Here is a 13,246-nt window from a genome sequence, read left to right as displayed (position 1 = left end):
TCGATCAATCAGTAAAAATCCACACAAGTTGTTCTTCTATTCTCTTAATGATCTTCTCGATGATTCGTCATCATCAAGCTAGGTCGGCTATGTTACTCTAATCTAAATTAAAGTCAACAGGTAATTTCGATATTTTTAAAACCTACCAATCAACCCAAGAACCTAACTACTTTAGCCAAATCCTTGTTTCTCAACAAGTTTTTATCTGCATCACCGCCGATGGATGTGCATTCTACACCATTCCTCTCCCAACACAACCCCCTTTTTTATTATTTTCTTTTGCATGTTTCTTTTTTCTACAAAATTAGTGTTTTCGTTGTTTTTATCAGCTATTTACGTATAAAAAGCAGGCTAATGGCCTGCTCTTTATTTTTTCCATTGTGATTTAATCAGTAAAAGTCACACGAGCAATCGCTTTTTTACCCGATTGGATGATTAAAGTGACATTCTCTTTTACAGAGAAGCTCATATCAACCACATTCCAGTCAACTTTAACCGCACCACGACCCACGGCATCTTTTGCAGCAGCTGCATTTGGGTTTAAACCAGCAACACGAAGAATGGTTGCAATAAATAACTCGCCACCAAACTCGCCACGGGAAATCGTCACTTCTGGTGTATCTTCTGGCACTTCACCTTCAGTTACACGGTTACCTGCACTCTTATGTGCATTTTCAGCCGCTTCTGCATCATGGAAACGTTCAACCAATTCAAGCGCCAAGATACGTTTGATTTCTTGTGGGTTACGACCCGCAGCCATTTCATCTAGCAAGACTTTGATTTCATCAAGTGACTTAAAGCTCAGTAAATCAAAGTAACGTTCAATCAAGCTATCTGGCATTGACAGGATTTTTTGATACATTGCACCTGGAGTGTCAAATACACCAATATAGTTGCCTAAAGATTTAGACATCTTATTGACGCCATCTAAACCTTCAAGGATTGGTACAGTGATGCAGACTTGTGATTCTTGACCATAACGACCTTGTAAAGTACGTCCCATGAGCAAGTTAAAGGTTTGGTCTGTTCCACCTAACTCAACATCTGCTTCAAGCGCAATCGAGTCATAACCTTGTACCAATGGATAGAGGAACTCATGAATCGCAATCGGTTGATGGTTGTTATAGCGCTTAGTAAAGTCATCACGTTCCAGCATACGTGATACAGTTTGCTGACTTGCCAATTGAATTAAATCAGCTGCAGTTTTTTGGCTAAACCATTCTGAGTTAAAACGAACTTTGGTTTTATTTGGATCTAAAATTTTAAAAACTTGTTCTTGATAAGTCTTGGCATTGGCAAGTACTTGCTCTTGCGACAACGGCGGACGTGTTGCACTTTTGCCTGTTGGATCACCGATCATGGCGGTATAATCACCAATCAAGAAAGTAACCTCATGTCCCAAATCTTGGAAGGTTTTTAATTTATTGATTAGAACCGTATGTCCTAAGTGTAAATCAGGAGCCGTTGGGTCAAAGCCTGCTTTTACACGGAGTGGACGATTCTCTTTCAGTTTTTTCAATAAATCTTCATCAGAGATAATCTCGTGCGTGCCTCGTTGAATGAGAGCAAGCTGTTCTTCGGCTGGCAAGAAATTTGACATCACAAAACCTAAACACATCAGTTATTCAATTTGTGCGATATACTAACATTTTTTCAGCATCTTGCAGGATAAGTTGTATATGAGCGCGATCTATATTGGTGTAATGACAGGCACGAGCATGGATGGTGTTGATATTGTTGCAAGTTCATTTGACCCTTTAACACTACATGCCACACTGACTGTGCCTTTTGAGCCTGAATTACGCGATGAATTAATGGCTTTAACGCTTCCTGGCGACAATGAAATTGACCGTATGGGTAAAGCCGATGTCGCTTTGGCACAAATGATTGGTCATGGCATTAATACGCTGATTGAAAGAAACAATATAGATCGTAGCCAAATTAAGGCCATCGGTTCACATGGGCAGACCATTCGCCATCGCCCTGAACATGGCTTTACCCTGCAAATTGGTGATCCAAATATCATCACTGAAATTACTCAACTCCCTGTGGTTTCTGATTTTCGTCGTCGTGATATGGCGGCTGGTGGACAGGGTGCTCCTTTAGTACCAGCTTTCCATCAAGCTTTGTTTCAGCATGACAGTATCCATCGTGTCATTTTGAATTTAGGCGGTATTGCCAATGTCAGTATGTTGCCTGCAAATGACCTTGACGGTGTTTATGGCTTTGATACAGGCCCTGCAAATATGTTAATGGATGCATGGTGTCATCGTCATACAGGACATCCTTATGATGAAAATGGCGACTGGGCTGCTTATGGCCATCCAATACGTTCCCTATTAGATCGATTGCACTCACACGAATACTTTTCGAAAGAACCTCCAAAAAGTACAGGTCGCGAAGACTTTAATATTGATTGGTTAGATGATCAACTGATCGATTGGCGCAATGATTTAACCTATGACGAACTCGAAGATACGCCTGAAAATATTCAAGCGACCTTACTGAAACTTACCGTAAGAGCAATTCAAAAAGCAGTCTATCGTTCTAGCATGGAAACAGGCGAACTCTACGTTTGTGGCGGCGGTGCTTATAATTCTTATTTATTGGAACAATTACGTTGGCGCTTACGCAAACACAATTGGTCAGTACAAACCACGGATGCCCTTGGCTTAGCACCAACATGGGTCGAAGCGACGGCGTTTGCATGGTTAGCCATGCGTTTCGTTGAACAACTGAGTGGGAATTTACCCACTGTGACAGGCGCTTCAGGTGATCGTATATTGGGAACCATCACTGCTGTTTAAAATTAAAGCAATAAAAAAGCTTCTCGAATTGAGAAGCTTTTTTATCATTAGAATCTATTAAATCGAGAAAGATGATCCACAACCGCAAGTTGTCGTTGCATTCGGGTTTTGCACCACGAAGCGGGAACCTTCCAATCCTTCAAGATAATCAACCACTGAACCAACCAAGTATTGATAGCTCAGGGAATCAACCAGCATTTTTACATCACCATTGCTGAATTCAGCATCATCTTCATTGACACTTTCAGCAAAATTAAAGCCATAAGAGAATCCAGAACACCCTCCACCCGTGACATAAACGCGTAACATGAGATCGTTATTCCCTTCACTTTCGCGTAACTGGCGAACTTTTTTGGCAGCATTATCTGACAATTCAAGAGCTTGGGCGTTCATGATGATGTTCCTCAGACTTCAATATGTCTTTAAAAAAATAAAAGACCCGATATTTAGTATAACATACTCAATATCGGGTCTGTATTTGAAGTTTAAAGTGTGTTTAAAGACTTTTTACAGGATTATTTATAGTTTTCATCCTGTAGCGCACACTCAAAGTTCTTGGCATCTTCACGACAACGGAATTGCCATAGCAATTTCATCATACGCTTGTCATAAATGCCCTTTGCAGTCAGGTTGATACGCGCTTCACGCATCAGCTTTTGGTAGCCAGGCTTGTCAGCCGCAGGAACTTCCATCCAGTATTTTTGTGGAATATCCGCTTTCATCTTGCCAAGTATGCCAAAAGCACGTGGTAACTGTGCCTTCACCCATTCCCTTGATTTTTGACCAAAACCAGCAGGGAATTTATCAGGATGGATAATCAGGTTGCCTGTCACCTGCAAGATTGGGTAATTGACAATCGCCCCTTTAGTACCTAAACCTTTGTAAAGTTCTAATGGTTTAAACGCGGCAGCAGGTGCACCTATGATGTCAACCTGACCATTATTAAATTTAGCACCAAAATTAGTGATATCTGAACTTACAGCTTGAGCACCCACTTGTGAAGCCATAATTTTTTGTGCTTCATCATAGTCTAAAACCGCAATTTTTTTTCCTGCCGCTTTGGCAACGGTATTGATATTACGGTCATTTACTAATAAATATGCATCACCAATCGGAATCACACCAGCCACCTCATATTTGCCATTCACCATCGCTTTGGCAAAAGTTGGACTGGCTAACCCTTGCATCACTTTGACAGCAAGCTTAAGGTCGGTGATCGCACCAATTGCATCTAATGAGCCTGTAAATGGATTGAATTGTCGGCCTCGCATACCTGTGATACTGACGCCATCACATTTCCCTGCTTTAAAATCTTCAGCAATTACAGCTTCATTCGTCGCTACTTTGAGTTCAATATCTGCACCCCAAGTTTTAGCTGCAAGCTGATAATCTTTCATTAATGCATATACATCGCCGCTTTTACCTACGATGTCAAATACACACATTGTTTGTTTTGCTTGAGCTGCGACAGAGACAGTTGCTATGCCTGTCGCAAGTAGTAAAGGCTTAAACCATTGCATATTATTTTTCCTTTGCATCTATATTGTTTTGTTGCGAAACATTTACGTATATGAAGAGCAACGTTCTATCCTAATAAGGTCTTCAAATGAATATATGTTTAAATACAGTCGTTTTTAATCTTCCTGATTAAAACATATTTTAAATCTTCTCGATTTCATTTGTTTTTATAAGAGTATGATTGCGATATTTCTATATAAAGACAATGACTTAAATGACAAGCACTTAAAAACAAAAAGCCTAGAAAAATCTAGGCTTTAAGTTACTTTTATAGCATTTGATGATTATTCACCAGGTAATGCACATTCAAAGTTCGCTTTGTCTACTGAACAACGTGCTTTCTTCAATACTGACATCATACTAGCATCATAAATACCACGTTTAGTCATATCTAAACGACCATCACGCATTAATTTTTGATATTTTAACTTGTCTTCAGGAGTTAAGTTCATTTTGTATTTTGCTGGAATTTCAGCTTCATAACGCTTGATCATTGCGAAAGCTTTTGGAAGTTGCTTCACAAAATAATCACGAGATTTTTGACCAAAACCAGCTGGGAATTTTTCTGGGCGTAACACAAGATCCGCAGTCACTTGTAATACTGGGAAGTTAAACATAGCACCGTTAGCACCTAAGCCTTTGCTCAACTCTAATGGCTTATATGCATAAGCAGGAGCGCCTACCATATCTACTTGGCCATTGTTAAATTTAGCAGCAAAGTTAGAAATATCAGAAAGTACAGCTTGTGCACCTACGCGTTGTACCATAATTTTTTGCGCGTCATCATAACCCAATACTGCGAATTTTTTACCCGCTGCTTTTTCGATTGAGTTAATGCTCTTATCACGCACGAAAATATAAGCCGCACCTAATGGAGCAATACCACCAACTTCGTATTTATTACCACCAAGGTTAGTTACCATTTTTGCTGCATTACGTTGATCTAGAACATAAGTAATCGCACGTTGAGCGATTTCATTACTTGGCGCACCACCTAAAGAGTCAATAGAACCCGCAAACTTGTTATATGGACGAGCACGCATTGCTGTCATTGCTACAGCAGCACATTTACCTGCTTTAAAGTTATTATCAGCGACTTGTTCATCTGTGATTGCAAGAAGGTTTACATCAGCGCCCCAGCCTTTTGCTGCAAGTGCCCAGTCCTGCATCATTTTGTATGATTCACCTGACTTTCCTAATAAGTCGAATACACACACATCAATTGCTGCTTGAGTAGAAGCAGATACACCTAAGATCGAAGTTGCTGCAACAGCTAACGCAATTTTTTTCATATTTTTCATCCTTCCACAAACTTTATGTTTGTCTCCTTGTTCGAAGCAAATATTAATCATGTTTTTCAAAAAAAAATAGAGCTTGTGCTCTATTTTTATGTCAATAATGTTTACTTTTTGTCCTGTTTTATCTCATTCACTTATTTTCATAAACATATTTGTGATAAGTGATGACTTTCGTTAATCAATTTATAAATTCAGGAACAAAACTATAACTATTCGGCACTCAAAGAACATTCAAAGTTAGTGCGTTCAACCGTACAACGTGCTCGTTTGAGGACGTTCATCATGCTGGCATCGTAGACTCCTTGTCTGGTCAAGTTCATTCGTCCATCACGCAACATTTTTTGATAGCGAATTTTATCTTCACTAGACAATGTAATTCTTTTCGCATTCATACCCGCTTCTAAACGCTGTACCATTGCGAAGTTACTTGGCAATTTGTTCACGAACCATTGTCGAGATTGGGTACCAAAACCACTTGGGAATTGCCCAGGGCGAATAATTAAATCCCCCGTGATGTTCACAACTGGAAAATTAAATAATGCGCCATTTGCTAAACCTTTACTAATTTCTAAAGGTTTATATGCATATGCTGGTGCAGCAATTACATCAACCTGACCACTATTAAACTTCTTCACAAAATCTGAAATATCAGAGGGTACAGCAACAAGATTTATGCTTTCAACAATCGTTTTTTGCGCTTGATCATAATGTAAATACGCAAATTTTTTGCCTTTGGCCTTTTCAATCGTATCTATATTTTTATCGCGAACGAAAGTATAGGCTAAGCCAACTTGAATAATACCAACAACTTCGTATTTCTCACCATTGGTTGTTGCAGTTAAACGGTGTTGGTTACGCTTATCAAGCACATAAGTAATTGCTTTTTGGGCAATCGCATTGCTAGTCACCGCGCCTATAGCATCAACAGATCCTGCAAATTTATTATATTTACGAGCTCGCATCGACGTCATATAAACCCCGTCACATTTACCCGCATCGAAATCTTTCTCCGCTTTTTCTTCATCTTGATAAGGGATCAGCTCAACATCAGCTTGCCATGTTTTTGAGGCAAGCTTCCACTCTTCAACAAGTTTGTAAGACTCGCCAGCTTTTCCCAATAGATCAAATACACAAATTTCTTGTTTTGCCTGTACAGGAGTAGTCATGACAAATAGAGTCGCAGCACTCAATGCCAAAAGTCCTTTTTTCATTTTGTTTTCCCTTATTTGCTGTTTTTGCATATTTTTCCACCACCGAGAGACGAATATAGTCAGATCTTAACTAAAAGCCTAGTCCTTTTATTTACATACATCGGGTTTTACTGATTTTTAATAGTACTCATCACATTTTACTCATTGATAAAATATCTATGTATAGTTCCAGTGGCTTGTAGGCATAAGCAGGTGCCGCCATAATGTCGGCCTCACCACTGTTAAACTTTTTGGCAATATCCGAAATGTCCGAAAGGACCGCTTGCCCACCCAAGCTTTTAACAACGATTTTTTGTGCTTCGTCATACGCCAACACCGCAAATTTTTTACCCTTGATCTGTTCAATGCTGTTCACGTTTTTATCTTTTACAAAGATATAGGCCAGACCAATTTGTGATATACCGACAACTTCGTAGACCTGATTACCTATACTACTGGTCAGACGACGTTGATTACGCTTATCTAAGGCAAAACTAATGGCTTTTTGTGCAATTGCATAACTCGGTACAGCACCAATCGCATCGACAGAACCTGCAAATTTGTTATAACTTCGCGCACGCATAGATGTCATGTATACGCCATCACATTTGCCCTGCTCGAAATCATTCTGGGCCTGAGCTTCATTTTGATAACCCAGTAAAGTGATGTCACTGCGCCATGTTTTGGCCGCCAAAGCCCATTCCTCCATCGCCTTATAGGCCTCGCCAGATTTTCCCAACAAGTCAAAAACACAAATTTTAGTATCTGCATTGACCTGCATACTTCCCCCAACATCAGCATTGCCCCCACGGCAAGAATTGCTTTGTTCATCCCTAATCCTGTCACTATACTTTTAATCTTGTTGCTTATTTTTCACTAAAACTAAATAATAATCTGATTTACATCACAAAAATAGAGCTTTTACTCTATTTTTTATTGGTAGAATGATTTAATTCGATCAGTTTGATCTGTAATATAAAAATTTGCATTCATGGGCGATCACCTTAAAATGCAGCTATCTCTTCGCTATTTTGCATACTCATGATTCAATTTGACCAAGTTTCATTACGCCGTGGTGGGCGAGTTCTATTTCAAAAAGCATCGATGCAGCTTCATTCTGGCTGGAAAATTGGTCTTACTGGCGTGAATGGCGCAGGCAAATCAACACTATTTGCTGCTTTCTTAGGTGACTTGGTTGCAGATGAAGGGAATCTAACTCGTCCAGCAGTTTGGACTGTGGCACACATGGCTCAGGAAATTAAAGCCTTAGAAATGCCAGCAATTGATTTTGTTTTGTCTGGTGACGAAGAATATTGGGACATTCAAGAAAAATTAGCGCATCCAGATCAACTGAGTAATGATGATTTAGCCAAATTACATGGTCGATTTGATGAAATTCATGGTTACGCAGCACCTGCTAAAGCAGCGCAATTAATGGCAGGTTTAGGATTTCTTGACCATCAAATCCGTTTAAATGTCGCAAGCTTCTCTGGTGGTTGGCGGATGCGTTTAAACTTAGCACGCACCTTAATGAGTCGTTCAGACTTACTGTTATTAGATGAACCAACGAACCATTTAGACTTAGACGCCATCTTATGGCTAGAAGATTGGCTTAAAGCCTATGAAGGAACATTGGTCCTGATTTCGCATGACCGTGATTTTCTCGATGCAATTACGGATCATATTCTTCATATTGAAAATCAAGAGTTAACCTTATATACAGGCAACTACTCTACCTTTGAAACGACACGTAGCGAGCGCTTAGCACAACAACAACAGGCTTTTGAAAAACAACAAGAGACACGCGCCCATCTGCAAAAATTTATTGATCGCTTTAAAGCCAAAGCAACTAAGGCTCGCCAAGCGCAAAGCCGTATCAAACAGTTGGAACGCATGCAACAACTTGCGCCTGCCCATGTCGATACACCATTTACCTTTAGCTTCCGTGAACCCACCAAAATGAGTTCACCCTTGCTGAGTTTAGATGCAGCGACTATTGGTTATGGCGATAAAATCATTGCCGAAAAAATTCGTCTGCAAATTACTCCAAGTTCTCGTATTGGTTTACTAGGGATGAACGGTGCGGGTAAATCAACGCTGATCAAAACTTTAGTGGGTGATTTACCATTACTTGCTGGCGAACGTAAAGCCTCAGAATTACTCAATATTGGATATTTTGCTCAGCACCAGATGGATGCTTTAGATGCCAATGCCAGTCCAATGCTACAATTGGCTCGTATTGCTGACAAAAAGATCAGTGAAGCCGCATTGCGTGCTTTTTTAGGTGGATTTGGCTTTAGTGGCGAACGTATGGATACGCCGTGTGAAAGCTTTTCAGGTGGTGAACGTGCCCGCTTAGCTTTGGCGCTGATCGTATGGCAGCGCCCAAATGTTTTAATTCTAGATGAACCGACCAACCATTTAGACTTAGATATGCGCCATGCTTTAAGTATGGCTCTACAAGATTTCGATGGTGCAGTGGTCTTAGTCTCACATGAACGTCAACTGATCGCCAGTGTCTGTGATGATCTACTTTTAGTGCATGCAGGAAAATGTACGGAGTTTGAGGGTGATTTACAAGACTATGCGAAGTGGTTACGTGAAGCGCGCCAACAGCTCATTAATTCACAGAATGCAGTACAGCAACAAACGGTAGCATCTCAAAATACAGCAGCTAAAGTTGACAAAGAAGCGCAACGTAAAGAAGCGGCTCGTCGTCGTGAAATAACTCGTCCTATTCGAAAAAATATTGAGAAAGCTGAAACTCAAATTGAAAAGATTCAGCCACGCTTAGCTGCAATTGAAAATGAATTAGCAGACAGCACTCTGTATGAAGCTCATCGTAAAGATGATTTAATCAAGCTAATGAATGAACAAAATGAGCTAAAATCTAAGCTGGAACAGTACGAAGAACAACTCTTAGAGTTGATGATGGAGCTTGAAGAGCTAGAAAGTTCTTTTGAAGTTTAAAATAAATGCCTAATTCTCTTTTTGGGAATTAGGCTTTTTCTAATCATAGAAGAATAAATAACGACATTACGATTTGCTTAGAGACTAAAAAATAATAAGAATACCGATAAAAGTGTCATGATTCTGCCAATCATTTCAGATCAGGTCTAAATTGGAATTTTCTCATAAAATTGAGCTTTAGGTTCAGGCTAGATATACTCAACCTTATCATTTTAAAGTTATTACTTTTAAATGCGTATCGAGAACTAAGTTCATTTTATATTTTTGTACTTCAATTTGGTGAGTACTCGATTTTGGATCATACAAACTGAATGAATTCTTTAGATTTTATTTTTAACTTTGAACATATTCTTCCCATTTTAATTCAAGAATATGGCTTATGGATTTATGCGATCCTATTTTTGATTATCTTTTCAGAAACCGCCTTTGTGTTTATGTTCTTTTTACCAGGCGATAGTCTTTTACTCACCGTAGGCGCTTTATGTTCAGTTATTGAATTTATGCATTTGGGTTATATGATTAGCTTACTTTTTATAGCCGCAGCTTTAGGCTACATGGTGAATTATCACATTGGTCGTCATGTTGGTGACCGAATTTTTAATATGGAATCTCGATTTATCAAACAAGAATATCTAAAGAAAACTAATACATTTTTCTTAAAACATGGCGGGAAAACTATTCTATTGGCTCGTTTTATCCCATTTGCACGTTCTTTTGCGCCTTTAGCCGCTGGTTCTAGTGCTATGAATTATACCCATTTCATAATTTATAATATCTTAGGCGCACTATTATGGATTAGTGTGCTGGTTACTGCTGGTTATTTATTTGGACATGCACTCATTCAAGTCAGCAATTTAGTTGAAACCTAATCAACGGAATGTTCCACGTGAAACCTTCATATAAGAAAAAGGCGATGTATCAAGCATCGCCTTTTTCTTATATACGAGAGATAATACAAACTAAATCTCACATTAATTTAATTAAGCATCAATATCCGCATTTAGTGCATTTTCTTCGATGAAGGCACGACGTGGTTCTACATCATCACCCATCAAACAAGAGAACATACGATCTGCTTCAATCGCATCATCAATGGTCACTTGCAACATATTTCGATTTTCAGGATCCATCGTCGTTTCCCAAAGCTGCTCAGCATTCATCTCACCCAAACCTTTATAGCGTTGGATCATCATGCCACGGCGCGAGTCTTGTAAAATATGTTGCCATACTTGATGGAAATTACTTACCTGAATACGACGCTCGCCTTTTTGCAGATAAGCTCCTTCTTCAAGTAACTTAAACCAGCTCTTCGAATTCTTCAATAAACGCGCATATTCAGCAGAATTTAACAGACCAGCATCAAGTAAATACGAATGCGGTAAGTTATGTACATAGACAGTGACACGTGGCCAATAATGTGCTGATTTCTCACCTTGTGCATTTTCACGTTCAAACGTTTCTAATGTAATCTCAGGACGTAAGCTTGGTTGTAACTTTTCAATTGCAACGCGTAATTGCTCAGCCCATGATTCAACATAGTCACGTTCATGATTGTGATCTGTTTTAAATGCATCCAGCTCAAGTAAACCATCCAATAAACTTGCAGGATAGCGTTGAGTGAGGCGTTGTAAGCTCTTCTGTGACACCTGATAATCCGCAATCACACTCGCTAATGCTGCACCATTAATCGCTGGTGCTTCAGCGCTGACATGTAATGCAAGTTCATCAATCGCATTCGAAATTAGGTAGGTTTCAAGTGCATCATTATCTTTGATGTACTGTTCTTGCTTACCTTTCTTCAACTTATACAATGGTGGCTGTGCAATATAAATATATCCACGCTCAACCAATTCTGGCATTTGACGGAAGAAGAAGGTCAATAACAAGGTACGAATATGTGAACCATCCACGTCCGCATCGGTCATGATAATGATTTTGTGATAACGCAATTTGTCTGGATTGTATTCTTCACGTCCAATCCCACAACCTAAAGCAGTGATGAGCGTACCAACTTCTTGACTTGAAATCATCTTATCAAAGCGCGCACGTTCAACGTTCAAGATTTTACCTTTCAACGGCAAAATCGCCTGCATTTTACGGTTACGACCTTGTTTCGCACTACCGCCCGCAGAGTCACCCTCGACTAAATACAATTCAGACAATGCTGGGTCTTTTTCCTGACAGTCTGCCAATTTACCTGGTAAACCAGCAATATCTAATGCGCTCTTACGACGAGTCATTTCGCGCGCTTTACGCGCTGCATCACGCGCACGCGCCGCATCAATAATCTTACCTGCAATCGATTTCGCTGCTTGTGGATTTTCCAGTAAATAAGCAGAAAACTCTTTGTTCATGGCCTGCTCTACCGCAGGTTTTACTTCACTCGAAACCAATTTTTCTTTGGTTTGTGAAGAGAATTTAGGGTCAGGTACTTTCACTGAAATAATTGCAGTTAAACCTTCACGTGCATCGTCACCTGTGACAGCAACTTTTTCTTTTTTCAATAAACTTTCATTTTCCATGTAGCTGTTTAAGCCACGAGTCAATGCTGCACGGAAACCTGCAAGGTGTGTACCACCATCTTTTTGCGGAATGTTATTGGTAAAGCAACGTACATTTTCCTGATAACTATCATTCCACTGCAACGCAACTTCAACCCCAATACCATTGTCAGCAGCAACGGTAAAATGAAAAATATCATTCAAATGGTGTTTACCTTCGTTAATATATTTAACGAATTCAGATAAACCACCTTCATAGTCATAAACATGCTCAAGATTGACACGCTCATCACGTAAAACGATTCGAACACCTGCATTCAAGAAAGATAGCTCTCTTAAACGACGTGCCAAAATATCGACACTAAAAATGGTTTGGCTAAACGTTAGCTCACTTGGCCAAAAACGAACCGTTGTACCCGATTTATCTGTTTCACCAATCACACGTAATGGATATTTTGAATCACCATGCTGATATTCTTGCTCGTGAATTTGTCCAGCACGATAAATTGTAAGTTGTAATTTTTTTGATAAAGCATTTACAACTGAAACGCCTACGCCGTGTAAACCGCCTGACACCTTATAGCTATTATCATCAAACTTACCACCCGCATGCAGAATGGTCAAAATCACTTCTGCCGCAGATATCCCCTCTTCAGGGTGAATGTCGGTTGGAATACCACGACCATTATCGGATACGCTGACCGACTCATCCTCATGGATCGTGACTAAAATTTCATCACAATGTCCTGCTAAAGCTTCATCGATTGCATTATCCACCACCTCAAACACCATATGGTGTAAACCTGTACCGTCATCAGTGTCACCGATATACATACCAGGACGTTTACGAACCGCGTCTAATCCACGTAATACTTTGATACTAGAGGAATCATAAGCCTTTTCATTTGTTTGTTCTGTTTGAGAGACTGATTGAGACTCTGAACTCATGGTTACTCCCTAGT

The 13,246-nt window shown here is 39.6% G+C and carries 9 protein-coding genes and 1 pseudogene; 3 read left to right on the top strand and 7 right to left on the bottom strand.

The genetic code is table 11. The annotated features are described in order from the left end of the window. Window positions 1-385: 385 nt before the first annotated feature. On the bottom strand, window positions 386-1,618 hold the full coding sequence (gene tyrS / locus HYG88_RS11305) for a tyrosine--tRNA ligase (protein WP_152630146.1): 1,233 nt from the start codon (window positions 1,616-1,618) through the stop codon (window positions 386-388). Between the two features lie 61 nt (window positions 1,619-1,679). On the opposite strand from tyrS, the gene HYG88_RS11300 reads away from it, so the two are divergent. Next, a complete protein-coding gene (locus HYG88_RS11300; RefSeq protein ID WP_178883125.1) occupies window positions 1,680-2,807 on the top strand; it encodes an anhydro-N-acetylmuramic acid kinase in 1,128 nt (375 codons plus the stop codon). A 57-nt stretch (window positions 2,808-2,864) separates the two neighbouring features. Here HYG88_RS11300 and erpA read toward each other — a convergent pair whose 3' ends face one another. The 5 genes and pseudogenes from erpA to HYG88_RS11275 all read right to left on the bottom strand — a co-directional run. Then, on the bottom strand, window positions 2,865-3,200 hold the full coding sequence (erpA, locus tag HYG88_RS11295; protein ID WP_004675453.1) for an iron-sulfur cluster insertion protein ErpA: 336 nt from the start codon (window positions 3,198-3,200) through the stop codon (window positions 2,865-2,867). Window positions 3,201-3,322: 122 nt separating this feature from the next. Beyond that, window positions 3,323-4,327, bottom strand: coding sequence for a putative solute-binding protein (locus tag HYG88_RS11290; RefSeq protein ID WP_178883124.1), 1,005 nt, complete (start codon window positions 4,325-4,327; stop codon window positions 3,323-3,325). 282 nt (window positions 4,328-4,609) lie between these two features. Beyond that, a complete protein-coding gene (locus tag HYG88_RS11285) occupies window positions 4,610-5,617 on the bottom strand; it encodes a putative solute-binding protein (protein WP_178883123.1) in 1,008 nt (335 codons plus the stop codon). Between the two features lie 215 nt (window positions 5,618-5,832). Continuing rightward, window positions 5,833-6,834: a putative solute-binding protein gene (locus HYG88_RS11280; RefSeq protein WP_087537340.1), complete on the bottom strand. Its 1,002-nt coding sequence runs from the start codon at window positions 6,832-6,834 to the stop codon at window positions 5,833-5,835. Between the two features lie 163 nt (window positions 6,835-6,997). Beyond that, window positions 6,998-7,644 (bottom strand): annotated as a pseudogene (locus HYG88_RS11275) (putative solute-binding protein); the annotation flags it as partial. Between the two features lie 210 nt (window positions 7,645-7,854). On the opposite strand from HYG88_RS11275, the gene HYG88_RS11270 reads away from it, so the two are divergent. Beyond that, a complete protein-coding gene (locus HYG88_RS11270) occupies window positions 7,855-9,783 on the top strand; it encodes an ATP-binding cassette domain-containing protein (protein ID WP_178883122.1) in 1,929 nt (642 codons plus the stop codon). Between the two features lie 311 nt (window positions 9,784-10,094). After that, window positions 10,095-10,652, top strand: coding sequence for a VTT domain-containing protein (locus tag HYG88_RS11265; protein WP_178883121.1), 558 nt, complete (start codon window positions 10,095-10,097; stop codon window positions 10,650-10,652). 111 nt (window positions 10,653-10,763) lie between these two features. On the opposite strand, the gene gyrB is transcribed toward HYG88_RS11265, so the two are convergent. Continuing rightward, a complete protein-coding gene (gene gyrB, locus HYG88_RS11260) occupies window positions 10,764-13,232 on the bottom strand; it encodes a DNA topoisomerase (ATP-hydrolyzing) subunit B (RefSeq protein WP_178883120.1) in 2,469 nt (822 codons plus the stop codon). Between the last annotated feature and the right edge of the window lie 14 nt (window positions 13,233-13,246).

The organism is Acinetobacter sp. SwsAc4, assembly GCF_013391535.1.
Classification (GTDB): Bacteria; Pseudomonadota; Gammaproteobacteria; order Pseudomonadales; family Moraxellaceae; genus Acinetobacter.
This window is presented reverse-complemented; position numbering and strand designations above follow the sequence as displayed.